This is a genomic window from Anaeromonas gelatinilytica (assembly GCF_016820635.1).
Lineage (GTDB): Bacteria > Bacillota > Clostridia > Tissierellales > SIT17 > Anaeromonas > Anaeromonas gelatinilytica.
Genome location: NZ_WSFU01000039.1, coordinates 23,914 through 38,493, shown reverse-complemented (window position 1 = coordinate 38,493; position 14,580 = coordinate 23,914). Strand labels below are relative to the sequence as shown.

The following is a 14,580-nucleotide window of genomic DNA, read 5'->3' as shown; positions in this document are numbered from 1 at the left end:
TTAACTTATAGAAAGTAATACTATGTAACTTTTATGTTACAAATATATTGTACTAGGAGGTAAATTAATGTATAATATGTACCCATGTATTCCATATAACTGGATGTTAATGAATGAAAACCAAGAAGAATCAAAAGATGATAACTATTTAAAAGTATTATTTGAAAGATTAGTGGGAAATAAAGTTGATATTTTACTTAATGGAAGAGAGACTGTATTTAAAGATCTATTAGTTTTAGGCGTTAAAGATAATGTTGTAATAAATAAAACAAATAATAAAATCTGTGTAATTCCATTAAATTGGATAGCTACGGTATTTATACCAGAGGAAGTAAGCAGGAAAGTTATTCAATTATGATAAGTTACTTTCTTATACTTAAGTGAACTCGTTCATCTAAAGATGAACATCGAGGAATCAGGTGGAGACTATACTCTACCTGATTTAAATTTGAGAGGTCTTAATCCAATTAAAATCCAAGATAAATAAAAATTATGATTTTTTTAATCATAAAAAATTATAAGATTACCAAAAATAATATAAAAATATTATATTAATATAGATAAAAAAAGAATTAAAGGTAATACTATAAACGTAAAATCAATTTTAAATTTAAAGGAGTTGATATTTATGAGTATAATAAATAAATTGGAGCAGGCATTAGCAAGTACTAAAGGATTAGCAGCAGATATGAAGACTTTTTCAATGGATACTGATAATCAAGAAGCAAAGCAAATGTTTAGTCAATTAGCAACTAATGCAGAGAATATGTCACAAATGCTTCAAAGTAGAGTTGATTTTGTAAAATCAGAAGAACCTCAATATAATCAACAACAGTAATAAGAGATATATCATTTCAAAAAGGCTACATTTTCTTTCTTAATTTTGGAAAGAAAATGTAGCCTTATTTCATTAAAAAAATGTTAATAAATTAACTAAAATATTGTAATTATAAATTAAATTTTAATGTTTTAAATTATAAAAAAATGTTGAAAAATTCAAGCATATAATGGTTTGCTTAAATATTAATAAAGTGTAAGAAGTTAATATGAAGTAATTTGATTGACAATAAAATAACAACATTTTATACTTAAGATATAGTAGGAATATGGTGTAATTAAAAATTTTATGAAGAGGAGCGATTTTCATGAAAATAATTAATGTGTGTATAGGAAGTGCTTGCCATTTAAAAGGTGCATATAATGTTGTTAATCAACTTCAAAAGGTAATTGAAGAAAAAGGATTAATAGATGATGTTGTTGTAAAAGCAGCTTTTTGTCTTGGAGAATGTACAAAAGCAGTTTCTGTGAAAATTGATGATGGGCCTATTATTTCGGTAGATGATAATAAAGTAGATGAGTTTTTTGATGAATATATAGCAGGGAGGTTATAGCTTTGAATTTTCTCAACTTCTCTGAGGCAAATTGTAAAAACTGTTATAAATGTTTAAGGTATTGTCCTGTCAAAGCTATACAATTTAAAAATGAACAAGCAATAATTGTAGAGGAAAGATGTATTGGATGTGGGCAATGCATGAAGGTTTGTCCTCAAGAGGCTAGGAGTATTAAGAGTGAATTAGACGAAGTTAAAGATGCAATAAAAAGAAATAAAAAAATAGTAGTTACTATTGCACCGACGTTTAGTGGTGCATTTGAAGTAGATGATCCTCTTAAAATTATAAGTGGCCTTAGGAATTTAGGTTTTGATATTATAGAAGAAACGGCTTTAGGAGCAGAGATTGTAACTGATCAATATAGAAAATATATTCATGAAAGAAGTCCTGAAAACATTATAACAACTAGCTGTCCATCAGCATGTTATTTAATTGAAAAGTATTATCCTTCTTTAATTAAATATATGATACCAATTGTATCGCCTATGTTAGCTCATGGAAAACTTTTGAAACGAGTTTATGGTATGGATTCATTTGTAGTTTTTATAGGGCCATGTACTGCTAAGAAAATTGAAGCGTCAAATTTTCAACATAATAGTGTGATAGATGCTGTTTTGACATTTGATGAAATTGCTGAATGGTTTGATAAGGAAAACATAGACTTGAATAATTTAGATACTTCTCAATTAGATAATTTTGCAATGGGGGATGGGTTAGCCTATCCAATTAAAGGTGGAGTAATTAATAATTTATTAGAAGGAAAAAAGAAGGATAAATATACTTTAATTTCTGTAGATGGTATTAATGAGTGTATCGAGTTATTTAAATCGTTAGAAAATAAATCTATAAATAATGTATGCGTAGAAGCACATGTATGTAATGGAAGTTGTATTGGTGGTTCTGCCATGCCAAAAGATGAAACTGATTTTTATAAGAGAAAGTTTAGAGTTAAAAAGTATATTGAACAAAGAAGAAAGATTGAAGATATATCACATATTAAGCTTCCTGAAAATATAAATCTTAGTAAAAAATTCTTTGATAAATCATTGAGAGATGATGAAATTATGCAGGAGGAAATTGATAAAACATTAAGAGATATGGGGAAATATTCTAAAGCTGATGAATTGAATTGTGGAGCATGCGGTTATGATACTTGTAGAAATAAAGCAATAGCTATTATTAAAGGAATGGCTGAAATGGATATGTGTTTGCCATATATGAGGAGTAAAGCTGAAAGCTTAAAAAATGTTATATTTGAAAATAGTCCTAATGGAATCATTGTTATGGATGAAAATCTTAATGTAAAAGAATTTAATCCTACATCTGAAAAGTTTTTTAATATTAGCTCAGAGTATATAAAAGATAAGCCCATTTCTATTATATTAAATGAGGATATTTTTTATGAAGTAAAAGAAAATAAGGAAAATATTCTTAATAAAAAGGTTTATTATGAAGAGTATAATATAGTACTTATCCAAAATATTTTGTATTTAAAAGATCAAAATGTAATTTTATCAATTATGGTAGATACAACTATAGAAGAATCAAATAAGAAGGAATTAAATAGAGTAAAGGAACAAACAATAGATGCTGCTCAAAGTGTCATAGAAAATCAAATGAGAGTTGCACAAGAAATCGCTAGTTTGTTAGGAGAAACTACAGCAGAAACAAAAATTATTCTTACAAAATTAAAGAATATTTCAAGTGGAGAAATGGGTGATTTTTGATGAATTATTTTATTGATGTAGCTTATGATCATTTGAATAAAAATGGAGAAGAATTATGTGGTGATAATGTAGAAATTATTAAGAACGAAGATAGTGTAATAATAGTTTTATCAGATGGATTAGGCAGTGGAGTAAAGGCAAATATTTTAGCTACATTAACTACTAAAATTGCTGCAACAATGCTTAGAGAAGGAGCAACAATTGATGAAACAGTTAAGACAATTAGTAATACTTTGCCAGTTTGCAATATAAGAAAATTAGCTTATTCTACATTTACTATTATAAAAATTAAAAATGATGGAGAAGTATATATAGCAGAATACGACAATCCTCCTTATTTCTTAATTAAAGATGGAAAACAGTATAATATAGATAAAATTGAAATTAATATTGAGAATAAAGTGATAAAGGAAAGTAAATTTAAATTATGTGAAGAAGATTTATTAACTATTGTAAGTGATGGAGTTATTCATGCTGGAGTAGGAGGTATTTTAAATTTAGGATGGCAATGGGATAATGTCGCTGAATATTTAGAAACTAATTCTCAAAGAAAAAAAAGTGCTAAGAACATATCTAAAGAATTAGTTGGAGTATGTAATAATCTCTATTTAGATAAACCTGGTGATGATACGACGGTTGTAGCAATTAAAGTAAGAAGACCTGAAATCATAAATTTATTTACTGGACCACCTAAGGATGATAGTAAAGATAGTGAAGTTGTAAAAAATATAATGAAATCTGAAGGAAAAAAGATTGTATGTGGTGGTACAGCTGCAAAAATTGTGGCTAGGGAATTAAACGTAGATTTAGAGGTAAATATTGATTCCATGGTAGAGGATATTCCCCCTACTGCAACAATAAAGGGTATTGATTTAGCTACCGAAGGAGTGTTGACTTTAAGTAGGACTGTAGAAAAAATAAAAGATTTCATAGATCCAAATACGAATATAATTCAAAGGGAATTTTTTAATAATAGAGATGGAGCTTCTATGCTAGTGAATAATTTAATTAATAATTGTACTCACCTTAATATTTGGGTTGGGAAAGCTATTAATCCAGCTCATCAGAATCCTGATTTACCTATCGATTTAAGTATAAAATTAAAAGTTGTAGATGAATTAGTAGCGCTTATGAAACATTTAGGAAAGAAAATTAATATTAATTATATATAATTAGAGGAGGACAGAGGATGCGAAGATTTGAAAATCAAGTCCAAGAAATTAAGTATGAAGTTTTAAGGGAAGTTTCTAAGCTTGTTATGGAAGGAAAGCTTGAAGAAAAAAAGGATAATATTCCTGAGATTATAGATCCAGGTCCTGATCCAAGAACAAGATGTTGTATACATAAGGAGAGGGCAATTACAGTTGAGAGAGTAAAATTAGCTACGGGAGAAAGTCAAAAAAACAATAATATTATTCAAGTATTGGATGAAGCATGTGATGAATGTCCAATAGATAGATTTGTTGTTACTGAAGCTTGTAGAGGATGTCTTGCCCATAGATGTACTGAAGTATGTCCTGTAGATGCTATTACTTTTATAAATCATAGAGCTTATATTAATCAGAATAAATGTATTGAGTGTGGAAAATGTAAAGAGGTTTGCCCTTATAATGCTATTTCTGATGTTATGAGACCTTGTAGAAAAGCTTGCAAGGCTGATGCCTTATATATTGATGAGAATAAAAAGGCAGTTATTGATGATGAAAAGTGTATACAATGTGGTGCCTGTGTGTATCAATGTCCTTTTGGAGCTATTATGGATAAATCATATATTGTTGATACATTAGAATTATTAAAGAAATCAAAAAGTAATGATAATGTTAATGTATATGCTGTAATTGCTCCTGCTATAGCAAGTCAATTTACTTATGCTAAAATTGAACAGGTTATTGCAGGAATAAAGAAGTTAGGGTTTCATGATGTGGTAGAAGTGGCATTGGGAGCTGATATGGTAAGTCTTCATGAAACTAAAGAATATATAGAAACAATATCAGATAAGAAATTTATTACTAGTTCCTGTTGTCCAGCTTTTGTTTCTTATATACAAAAAAATTATCCAGAATTAGTAGATAATATATCAACTACAATATCTCCAATGATAGCAATATCTAGACTGATAAAGGAAATGGATGATAAATCTAAGATAGTATTTATAGGACCATGTACTGCAAAGAAAATGGAAATACAATGTGATGATATCAAGGATAGTACTAATTATGTTATAACTTTTGAAGAATTAGCGGCTATGCTTGATGCAGCAGGCATTAAGTTGGAAGAATGTGAAGATGGATTATTAAACAATGCATCTTTCTTTGGAAGAATATTTGCTAGAACTGGAGGTTTATCAGAATCGATTAAACATATTATAGAAGAGGAAAATGTTAATGTTAAATTTGAGCCTATAAGTTGCGATGGACTTGATGAATGTGATAAAGCTTTAAAATTAGCTAAATTTAATAAATTAAAGGCTACTTTTATAGAAGGTATGGCATGTAAGGGGGGATGTATAGGTGGAGCATCTTCTTTAACTCATGGACCAAAGGATAAAAAAGAAGTAGATAAATATGGGAAGTTAGCTTTAGAAGAAAAAGTTAAAGATTCTCTTAGAATATTTAATGTAAAAAACATAGATTATGAAAGAAATTATGATAATAATAATATTTAATATATTTGTTATTAAGAAAGGAAGAAATTTTATAAAATTTCTTCCTTTCTTAATTAAATAAGTATAAATAATATTATTTAGATAAAATTAATACTATAGTTTTAAACATAAGATTATAGTGTTTTTTTCTTGTAATATTAATTAAAATAAAATAAAATAAAAGTAATAATTTTTTAAAGAAAAAGAAACATAAAAGGAGGAGTGGAAAATGAAAAGAAAAATAGGTCTATTACCTAAGTTAATAATTGGTATTATTTTGGGTATTGTAATTGGACTTATATCTAAAGGAATAGAATTTTATGTAGTTGTAAGGTTGATGAGTACTTTTAGTGGTATTTTTAGTAATTTTTTAAATTTTATTATTCCTTTAGTGATAATTGTTTTTGTGGCACCAGGTATTGCTGAATTGGGTAGGGGAGCAGGAAAATTATTAGGAATAACAGCATTATTTGCTTATTTGTCTTCTGTTATAGCAGGAGTAATTGCATTATTAATAGGAAGAGCAATATTACCTAATATTATTAAAGCAGCTGAATTAGGAGAAAGTAGTGGTATAGATGTAACACCATATTTTGAGATAACTATAGATCCTATGATGGCTGTTATGACAGCTTTAGTTACAGCATTTGTTTTAGGGCTTGGAATGGCAAATATAAAGGAAGAAAGATTATTTGGAGTATTAAAGGATTTTCAATTAATAATTCAAAAAGTAATAAGTTACATCTTAATTCCTTTTATACCAGTTCATATTGCTGGAATATTTGCTAAGATTACAACGACAGGAGAAATTTTTAATACTATAAAAACTTTTTCATCCGTATTTATAATAATTATTATTCTTCAATTGGGATACATAGTTGTACAGTATATTATTGCTTTTTTATATACTGGGAAAAATCCTATTAAGAGTATAAGAAATATGTTGCCAGCTTATTTTACAGCATTAGGAACTCAATCTTCAGCAGCAACAATACCGGTTACAATAGAAAGTACTCGTAAAAATGAGGTTGATGAAGATGTAGTGGATTTTGTCATACCATTGGGAGCTACTATTCATTTAGCAGGAGATACAATAACATTAGTTCTTGCATCTATGGGAGTTATGCTTATGAATGGTAATGATCCTTCTATAGCTACAATGATTCCCTTTATTCTCATGTTAGGAGTGACTATGGTTGCAGCTCCTGGAATACCAGGTGGAGGAGTAATGGCAGCTTTAGGACTTTTGGAGACAATGCTAGGATTTGGTTCAGGACAACAAGCCTTAATGATAGCTTTACATTTTGCTCAGGATAGTTTTGGAACAGCAACTAATGTTACAGGTGATGGTGCCATAGCTATAATAATGAATAAAGTCTCTAAAAAATTAAAAAGCGATTAAAATGAAGCTGTCTCAAGAAAGTTATCTTGAGACAGCTTCATTTAGAAATGGATTAGCAGCTTATGTATTTGCTGAGAATATATCTAGAGGATTTAGAGTTAGTGAAGCATTAGAATATTGTATAGTGGGATTAAATGATGGAGTACCTTCTACTCCTCAAGTACCTTTTGGAGGGTTTAAAGAAAGCGGTATAGGTAGAGAAGGTGGACATTATGGGTTAGAGGAATTTTTAGAGATAAAATATATATCAATAGGATTATAGAAGAATATATATTTTATAAAATAATTAATTATTTATTCTATTTTGGAACAAAAAGCAATATATTAACATATAGTATTAGTGAATAAATATCAGTAGAGAAATGGAGGCCAAATAGAATGGATGTAGATTTCAATAATAATATGGGTCATTTGTTAAATAGAATGATTTTAGGAGAAGAAAGTGTAGATAAATATGATGAATTTTTAAAGGAATATGGTCAAAAATCTGATGAAGAATTATTTGTTGAGATTGATAAGATACAAAAAGAAGTTCCTGATGGAATTAAAAGTATTCATTTAAGAAATCTAGACAGATTAGCAAGGATGGAAGGTTTTGTAGACTCTGATACTATAGATAAAATTGATTATGTGAAAAAAATTATTAAGGTTGAAGAATCTAGCAATAGAAGATATAGTGGTGTAAATGTACAATATTTTGGTGGCACTAGTTTATTACTGTGGTTCCTATTATTGACAGTATTATTTAGAAGACCTAGATTTAGAAGAGGACATAGGAGAGGGCATAGAAGAATATATTATTAAAAATAAGAGATTATGAATTTTTATTCATAATCTCTTATTTTTAATAATTAGGAAGGAAAAAGCATAGTATTTAAAGAATATGTATTAAGTTAGTACTATTCACTATTAATAATTAGGTGTACTCTTAATAAAAGTAACAGAAATTTTCAAGAAAGTAACACATAATATGCTAGTGATAGGAAGGTGAAATAATGTTTATAAGAATGGGGTCGATTGAAGAATTAGAAAAATTATGTCAGGAAGAAAGTTTATCAAAAAACCATTATACAATAGATAAAATAAAAAAAGAGAATCAGGAGATTTGGGTTATTATGAATGATAAAAAACAAGAGCTAATAGGACAATTGTATATTATTTGGAATTTAGAAGATAAAGATAAAGCCAATGGAAAAAATAGAGCTTATTTATGTAGTTTTAAGATTTTAGAAAAATATAGAAGACATGGGTTTGGAAATTTATTAATGGAACGGGTATTACAAAGAATAAAAGATAAAGGATTTACAGAAGCTACAATAGAAGTTGATAAAAATTTAGATATATTTATTCACATATATAAGAAGATGGGGTTTGATGTTTATTTAAAAACATATAAAGAATTTCAAAAACCATCTATATTATTATTAAATAGTTTAGAATATTAATATAAAGTGTTGCATAATAGATATATTTTGTATATAATATATTTATAATTAAAAAATAAAGGGCAAAGGCGTCCAAAATGAAAGGGATTTAGTCTCTTTTGTTTTAGATGCCTTTTATTTATTACTTAAATTAAAAGAGGAGTGATTGTGATGAAGAAAGATTATAGTAAAGAAGAATTATTAGAAAAAGTAATTGATGAAGAAGTAGAATTTATACATCTTCAATTTACAGATATAATGGGAGTTATGAAAAATATATCAATTACTAAAGAGCAATTAGATAAAGCCTTAGATAATGAGATTATGTTTGATGGTTCGTCTATAGATGGATTTGTAAGAATAGAAGAATCTGATATGTATTTAAGACCAGATTTATCTACATTTCAAATATTTCCATGGGCAAGTCAGTATAAGGAAGCTAGAATAATTTGTGATATTTATAATTCAGATGGTACTCCCTTTGAAGGATGTCCTAGGAATACATTAAAAAGAATGATAAATGAAGCAAAAGAATTAAACTATATAATGAATGTAGGTCCAGAATGTGAGTTTTTCTTATTTAATACAGATGAGAAAGGAGAACCTTCTTTAGAAACTCATGATAATGCTGGATATTTTGATTTAGCACCTGTAGATTTAGGAGGCAATGCTAGAAAAGATATAATAACTGCTTTAAAGAAAATAGGTTTTAAAATAGAAGCGTCTCATCATGAGTGTGCACCAGGACAGCATGAGATTGATTTTGAATATGCTGATGCTCTTACTACAGCAGATAATATAATGACTTTTAAAATGGTTGTTAGAATAATAGCACAAAGACATGGATTACACGCTACATTTATGCCTAAGCCAAAAGATAATATAGCTGGATCGGGTATGCATTTAAATGTTTCTTTAGCAAATTTAGATGGTAGTAATGCTTTTTATGATACAGAAGATGAAATTAATTTATCAAAACCAGCCTACTATTTTTTAGGGGGACTGATTAAACACGCAAAAGCTTTTACTGCTATTACAAATCCAACTGTAAATTCATATAAAAGATTAGTTCCAGGATATGAAGCTCCTGTAATGATTGCTTGGGCTGAAAGTAATAGAAGTCCTTTAATAAGAATTCCATCTAAAAAAGGGAGTTCTACGAGAATTGAGTTGAGAAGTCCGGATCCTTCAGCTAATCCATATTTAGCTTTAGCTGTTACTCTAAAATCAGGTTTGGATGGTATTAAGCATAGATTACAACCTGCAAATAAAGTAAATAATAATTTATATGATATGACTAAAAGAGAATTACTTGATAATGGAATAGATAGATTACCCACAAATTTAAAAGAAGCAGTGCTTAAATTTTCCAAGGATGAAATTATGAAAGAAGCTCTAGGAGATCATTTATTTGACAGAGTAATAGATGCAGCATTATATGAGTGGAATGAATATTCTAAATATATATCTCAATGGGAAATAGATAGATATTTAATGAAGTTTTAATTGCAAAAAATATAGATTATCAATATAATACTTGTAATAGAATATAATTCTGGAGTGGTAATATGGGAGAGGAAAAGATAGTAATTGCTGATAGTGGAGAATATACCAGAAAAATTATAAAAGGGTTATTAATTAAAAAAGGATATAAAGTTTTTGAAGCAACTGATGGATTAGGTGCTATTAGAATGTGTAGAACAATCTATCCAGAATTAGCAATTATAGATACAAATCTTTGGGGGATGGATGCTTTTCAAGTAGGAAATATAATAGAAGATGATAATTTATCTACAGTCATATATATAACAAATAATGCCACATCATTCTTCTTAAATAAGATAAAGGAAATGAAAATATATGCCTATATTACTAAACCAATTATTAAGGATTCATTATACAAAACAGTTGAATTTTCTTTAATGAATATTGATAGAATTGATACTCTTCAAAATAAAGTTAATATTCTTGAAGATAAACTTAGAGGGAGAAAAATTATTGATAAAGCAAAAGGTATATTAATAGAGAAATATAATATTACAGAAGAAGAAGCTTATAAAATTATTAGAAAAGAAAGTATGGATAAATGTAAAAAAATTGAAAAGATATCTAAAATAATAATTGATGAAGAAAATAAAAATATTAAAAAATGAAAATAATCATAGATTATATAATCTATGATTATTTTCATTTTCTGATTAATTTATAATATGAGGGTAAAAATAGAATAATAATTTTTAATAGATAATTATGAAAGGGTGAATTAAATGGATTTCATGAAAAAATATGAGAATTGGTTAAATAATAAAAATATAGATGATTTGACTAAAAAGGAATTATTGGATATAAGAAATAATAAAGAAGAAATAGAGGACAGATTTTATACAGATTTAAATTTTGGTACGGCAGGATTAAGAGGGAAAATAGGAGCAGGAACTAATAGAATGAATCAATATATTATTGCAATGGCTACTCAAGCATTGGCTGAAGTTATAAAAGATGAGAGTAAAGAAGCTTGTGAAAAAGGAGTAGTCATAGCTTATGATGTAAGACATAAATCTGATGAATTTGCAAAAAAATCAGCATTAGTATTAGCTAATAATGGGATAAAGGTATATCTATTTGATGATATAAGACCAACCCCAGAGCTTTCTTTTGCAGTAAGAAAATTAAAAACTCAAGCAGGAATAGTAGTAACAGCTAGTCATAATCCAAAGGAATATAGTGGTTATAAGGTTTATTGGAAAGAAGGGAGCCAAATATTATCAGGTATAGCAGAAAGAATAATCAGAAAAATAAAAGAAATAAATGATATTACAAATATTAAAATTATGGATGAAAAGAAAGCAAGCGAACAAGGATTATTAAATATGATAGGTAATGAAATTGATAATGAATATATTGAAAGAGTTAAAAGATCATTCTTAAGAGATAAAATAAAAAAAGATATAAAAATAGTTTATACGCCTCTCAATGGTACAGGAAATATACCAGTAAGGAGAGTTTTATCAGAAAGAGGATTTGAGAATGTGTTCGTAGTGAAAGAACAAGAGAATCCTGATCCTGATTTTACGACAGTAGGATATCCAAACCCCGAAGATATAAAAGTTTTTAAATATGCAGTAGATTTAGGGAAAAGTAAAAATGCAGATATATTAATAGCAACAGATCCTGATTGTGATCGAATGGCATGTATGATTAAAGATGAAAATAGTGAATATACATCATTAAATGGAAATCAAATCGGAGCATTATTAATAAATTATATTTTAGAAGGATTAAATGAAAAGAATGAAATACCACCTAATGGAGTTATAGTTAAGTCTATAGTAACGGGAGATTTAGGTAAAGATATTGCAAAATCTTATGGAGTTGATACTGTAGAAACTCTTACAGGTTTTAAAAATATATGTGGTAAGGCAAATGAGTTTGAAAGAACAGGAGAATATACATATTTATTTGGATATGAGGAGAGTATAGGTTATGTATATGATGATTTTGTTAGAGATAAGGATGGAGTAATAGCTTCTATGTTGATAGTAGAAGCAGCTGCTTATTACATGAAGAAAGGAAAGAGTTTATTAGATGTACTAGAGGATATCTATCAAAAATATGGTTATTATAGTGAAGAATCATTTTCTTTAGTATTAGAAGGAATAGAAGGTAAGGAAAGAATTTCTAGAATAATGAAATATTATAAAAAGAATTATTTAATTAAAATTGGGAAATATAGATTAATTAGGATTACAGATTATGAAAATCAAATAAAAAAAGACATGTTTAATGGTTCTGAAGAGAAAATTGATATAAAAAAAACTAATGCTTTAAAATTTGAATTTGATAATGAATCATGGTATGCCATAAGGCCTTCTGGAACAGAGCCTAAAATTAAAATATATATTTATAGCAGAGGAAAAGATAAAAAAGAATCAGATGCAAAAATTAAAGAAATAAAAGATAGTATAATGACTAAATTAAATAATATAAAATAAAAATTTTATATTATTTTAAAAATAATTGATAATTATTATCATATTTATAAAGTTTAATATAAAGGCTAAAGGAAATTAATTTCCTTTAGCCTTTATATTAAACTATTATTACAATGAATATTTTATAAAGTAATTATGATAAGATATTTATATAAGATTAACCATGAGGAGGTTCGTATGGAAGGATTAATAGGTGGTATAAATATTATATTAATTTTATTAGTGTATATTTTTACATTTATTATATTTAGATATATATATATTGATATAAAATCAATAAATAATTCAAGATATGATAAGTATCCTTATTTAAAATTATTAAATAAAAAAGATGATTTTTCATTTAAAATAGACGAAGTATATAATATATATAAAAATATGAATATTGGTAGAAATATTGGCAATAATATAATAATTAATAGCCCTTATATAGAAAAATATCATTGTAAAATAGATATTAGAGATAATAAATATTTTATTATTAATTTTAATGAAAATAAAAGTATTTTGGTAAATGATAAGGAAATAAATGATGAATTAGAAATAAAAGATAAAGATATAATAGAATTAGGAAATTTAAAATTTATGTTTATAAGAGAGAGTTAGGTGAATAAATTGAATTTAGTAAAAATCAACAAAAAGAATTTATTACCTAGTTATATATTATTAATGATTAACATCTTATTTTCTTTTCTTATTAGAGATTTATATAAAGACAATACATATAAATTTACAATATTATGGTTAGTTTTTTTATCGGCTATTTTTATTTCTAATATTATATTTCAAAAAATTGTTGAAGGAAATCATATTATATTGTTGATAGCATCAATGCTGTTAACAATAGGGATGCCTATGATATACAGAATAAATAGAGAATTAGCTTTTAGACAAATACTTTGGTATATCATAGCCTTAATAACATTTTTTTCAGTAATTGTTATATTTAAAAAGTATTTTATAACTAGTAAATTAATATATTTGTATATAGGTGTAATTTATTTTATGTTTATAATTACTTTTGCATTTGGTAGTAGAATTAAGGGCTCAATAAATTGGATTAAATTAAATAATATAAGTTTTCAGCCATCAGAAGTAATTAAAGTATTATTTATATTATTTATTGCATCGTATTATACTTATAAGAATAAAACATTAAAGAAACCTTATTTCTTATTTTTAGTATATTCAGTTATAGGGTTATTCTTTTTACAAAAAGATTTAGGGTCTGCGCTTTTATTATATTTAGTATTTATGTCTTTATATTATTTCAATGAATCTAATAAATTAAATATATTATATAATATATTAGGAGCAATTATTGTAGGAATTATTAGTATTGTGAAATTTAATCATGTGAAAATCAGAATGATTTCTTGGATAAATCCATGGGAACATATTGATGGGGCTGGTTATCAAATCACTCAATCTTTATTTGCGATTTCTGAAGGAGGTTTTTTAGGAGTAGGTTTAGGTAATGGACATCCTAAATATATACCAGAAGTTCAAACAGATTTTATATTTTCTGCAATAATTGAGGAAATGGGAGTATTGATGGGAATATCTATTATTTTATTATATATTTTAATAATCTATGGAGGAGTGAAAATTTCATTAAATCAAAGAAATCATTTCATGAAACAAGTAGGTTTAGGAATTACAATGATGATAGGATTTCAGTCTTTTTTAATTATTGGTGGTTCTATAAAACTTATTCCATTGACAGGAATTACGTTGCCTTTTATTAGTTATGGAGGAAGTTCTATAGTTATGAGTTTTGTAGCTTTAGGATTGTTGCAGGTAGCTTCTCAAGATATAGAGGAGGAGTCATATAATGGATAGAGATAAAAAAAGAATAATGAAATTATTTATATTTATAATTAGCCTTTTTATAATAATAATTTGTTATTTAACTTATTTTAATATATTTCAAGCTTCAAAAGTAAAGAAACATCCTAATAATTTTAGAAATACAATGGAACAGGATATAGAAATTTAAC

At 26.6% G+C, this 14,580-nt stretch carries 16 protein-coding genes; all 16 read left to right on the top strand.

Annotated elements, in window-relative coordinates; translation table 11 throughout:
- Positions 1–67 precede the first annotated feature (67 nt).
- The 16 genes from GOQ29_RS03255 to GOQ29_RS03180 all read left to right on the top strand — a co-directional run bounded on the left by GOQ29_RS03255 (position 68) and on the right by GOQ29_RS03180 (position 14,579).
- Positions 68–358 carry a hypothetical protein gene (locus GOQ29_RS03255; RefSeq protein WP_203371202.1) on the top strand — a complete coding sequence of 97 codons (291 nt, stop codon included), beginning with the start codon at positions 68–70 and terminating at the stop codon, positions 356–358.
- A gap of 270 nt (positions 359–628) precedes the next feature.
- Complete coding sequence (locus GOQ29_RS03250; protein WP_203371201.1) at positions 629–838, top strand: DUF1657 domain-containing protein; 210 nt, start codon at positions 629–631, stop codon at positions 836–838.
- Between the two features lie 307 nt (positions 839–1,145).
- Positions 1,146–1,391 carry a (2Fe-2S) ferredoxin domain-containing protein gene (locus GOQ29_RS03245; RefSeq protein ID WP_203371200.1) on the top strand — a complete coding sequence of 82 codons (246 nt, stop codon included), beginning with the start codon at positions 1,146–1,148 and terminating at the stop codon, positions 1,389–1,391.
- A gap of 2 nt (positions 1,392–1,393) precedes the next feature.
- Positions 1,394–3,118 carry a [Fe-Fe] hydrogenase large subunit C-terminal domain-containing protein gene (locus tag GOQ29_RS03240; protein ID WP_203371199.1) on the top strand — a complete coding sequence of 575 codons (1,725 nt, stop codon included), beginning with the start codon at positions 1,394–1,396 and terminating at the stop codon, positions 3,116–3,118.
- Positions 3,118–4,290: a SpoIIE family protein phosphatase gene (locus GOQ29_RS03235; protein WP_203371198.1), complete on the top strand. Its 1,173-nt coding sequence runs from the start codon at positions 3,118–3,120 to the stop codon at positions 4,288–4,290. Before GOQ29_RS03240 ends, GOQ29_RS03235 begins: the two co-directional genes overlap by 1 nt.
- Positions 4,291–4,307: 17 nt before the next feature.
- Positions 4,308–5,783, top strand: a complete 1,476-nt coding sequence (locus tag GOQ29_RS03230) for a 4Fe-4S dicluster domain-containing protein (protein ID WP_203371197.1) — start codon at positions 4,308–4,310, stop codon at positions 5,781–5,783.
- 208 nt (positions 5,784–5,991) lie between these two features.
- On the top strand, positions 5,992–7,164 hold the full coding sequence (locus tag GOQ29_RS03225) for a dicarboxylate/amino acid:cation symporter (RefSeq protein ID WP_203371196.1): 1,173 nt from the start codon (positions 5,992–5,994) through the stop codon (positions 7,162–7,164).
- A gap of 1 nt (position 7,165) precedes the next feature.
- Positions 7,166–7,426, top strand: coding sequence for an aldehyde dehydrogenase family protein (locus GOQ29_RS03220; RefSeq protein WP_203371195.1), 261 nt, complete (start codon positions 7,166–7,168; stop codon positions 7,424–7,426).
- Positions 7,427–7,542: 116 nt separating this feature from the next.
- Positions 7,543–7,968, top strand: coding sequence for a hypothetical protein (locus tag GOQ29_RS03215; RefSeq protein ID WP_203371194.1), 426 nt, complete (start codon positions 7,543–7,545; stop codon positions 7,966–7,968).
- Positions 7,969–8,159: 191 nt separating this feature from the next.
- Positions 8,160–8,609, top strand: a complete 450-nt coding sequence (locus GOQ29_RS03210; protein ID WP_203371193.1) for a GNAT family N-acetyltransferase — start codon at positions 8,160–8,162, stop codon at positions 8,607–8,609.
- Positions 8,610–8,759: 150 nt separating this feature from the next.
- Positions 8,760–10,094 carry a type I glutamate--ammonia ligase gene (gene glnA, locus GOQ29_RS03205; RefSeq protein ID WP_203371192.1) on the top strand — a complete coding sequence of 445 codons (1,335 nt, stop codon included), beginning with the start codon at positions 8,760–8,762 and terminating at the stop codon, positions 10,092–10,094.
- A gap of 62 nt (positions 10,095–10,156) precedes the next feature.
- Positions 10,157–10,741 (top strand): ANTAR domain-containing response regulator, encoded by a 585-nt coding sequence (locus GOQ29_RS03200; protein ID WP_203371191.1) that lies wholly within the window; start codon positions 10,157–10,159, stop codon positions 10,739–10,741.
- Positions 10,742–10,855: 114 nt separating this feature from the next.
- A complete protein-coding gene (locus GOQ29_RS03195) occupies positions 10,856–12,580 on the top strand; it encodes a phospho-sugar mutase (protein WP_203371190.1) in 1,725 nt (574 codons plus the stop codon).
- 177 nt (positions 12,581–12,757) lie between these two features.
- Positions 12,758–13,186, top strand: coding sequence for an FHA domain-containing protein (locus GOQ29_RS03190; RefSeq protein WP_203371189.1), 429 nt, complete (start codon positions 12,758–12,760; stop codon positions 13,184–13,186).
- Complete coding sequence (locus tag GOQ29_RS03185) at positions 13,187–14,422, top strand: FtsW/RodA/SpoVE family cell cycle protein (RefSeq protein ID WP_203371188.1); 1,236 nt, start codon at positions 13,187–13,189, stop codon at positions 14,420–14,422.
- Positions 14,415–14,579 (top strand): hypothetical protein, encoded by a 165-nt coding sequence (locus GOQ29_RS03180; RefSeq protein WP_203371187.1) that lies wholly within the window; start codon positions 14,415–14,417, stop codon positions 14,577–14,579. Before GOQ29_RS03185 ends, GOQ29_RS03180 begins: the two co-directional genes overlap by 8 nt.
- Position 14,580 lies beyond the last annotated feature (1 nt).

What these genes read in the sequence shown, in the direction of transcription:
- GOQ29_RS03255 (WP_203371202.1), top strand. Translation starts at nt 68, where the DNA reads ATGTATAATATGTACCCATGTATTCCATATAACTGGATGTTAATGAAT.
- GOQ29_RS03250 (WP_203371201.1), top strand. Translation starts at nt 629, where the DNA reads ATGAGTATAATAAATAAATTGGAGCAGGCATTAGCAAGTACTAAAGGA.
- GOQ29_RS03245 (WP_203371200.1), top strand. Translation starts at nt 1,146, where the DNA reads ATGAAAATAATTAATGTGTGTATAGGAAGTGCTTGCCATTTAAAAGGT.
- GOQ29_RS03235 (WP_203371198.1), top strand. Translation starts at nt 3,118, where the DNA reads ATGAATTATTTTATTGATGTAGCTTATGATCATTTGAATAAAAATGGA.
- GOQ29_RS03230 (WP_203371197.1), top strand. Translation starts at nt 4,308, where the DNA reads ATGCGAAGATTTGAAAATCAAGTCCAAGAAATTAAGTATGAAGTTTTA.
- GOQ29_RS03225 (WP_203371196.1), top strand. Translation starts at nt 5,992, where the DNA reads ATGAAAAGAAAAATAGGTCTATTACCTAAGTTAATAATTGGTATTATT.
- GOQ29_RS03220 (WP_203371195.1), top strand. Translation starts at nt 7,166, where the DNA reads ATGAAGCTGTCTCAAGAAAGTTATCTTGAGACAGCTTCATTTAGAAAT.
- GOQ29_RS03215 (WP_203371194.1), top strand. Translation starts at nt 7,543, where the DNA reads ATGGATGTAGATTTCAATAATAATATGGGTCATTTGTTAAATAGAATG.
- GOQ29_RS03210 (WP_203371193.1), top strand. Translation starts at nt 8,160, where the DNA reads ATGTTTATAAGAATGGGGTCGATTGAAGAATTAGAAAAATTATGTCAG.
- glnA (WP_203371192.1), top strand. Translation starts at nt 8,760, where the DNA reads ATGAAGAAAGATTATAGTAAAGAAGAATTATTAGAAAAAGTAATTGAT.
- GOQ29_RS03200 (WP_203371191.1), top strand. Translation starts at nt 10,157, where the DNA reads ATGGGAGAGGAAAAGATAGTAATTGCTGATAGTGGAGAATATACCAGA.
- GOQ29_RS03195 (WP_203371190.1), top strand. Translation starts at nt 10,856, where the DNA reads ATGGATTTCATGAAAAAATATGAGAATTGGTTAAATAATAAAAATATA.
- GOQ29_RS03190 (WP_203371189.1), top strand. Translation starts at nt 12,758, where the DNA reads ATGGAAGGATTAATAGGTGGTATAAATATTATATTAATTTTATTAGTG.
- GOQ29_RS03180 (WP_203371187.1), top strand. Translation starts at nt 14,415, where the DNA reads ATGGATAGAGATAAAAAAAGAATAATGAAATTATTTATATTTATAATT.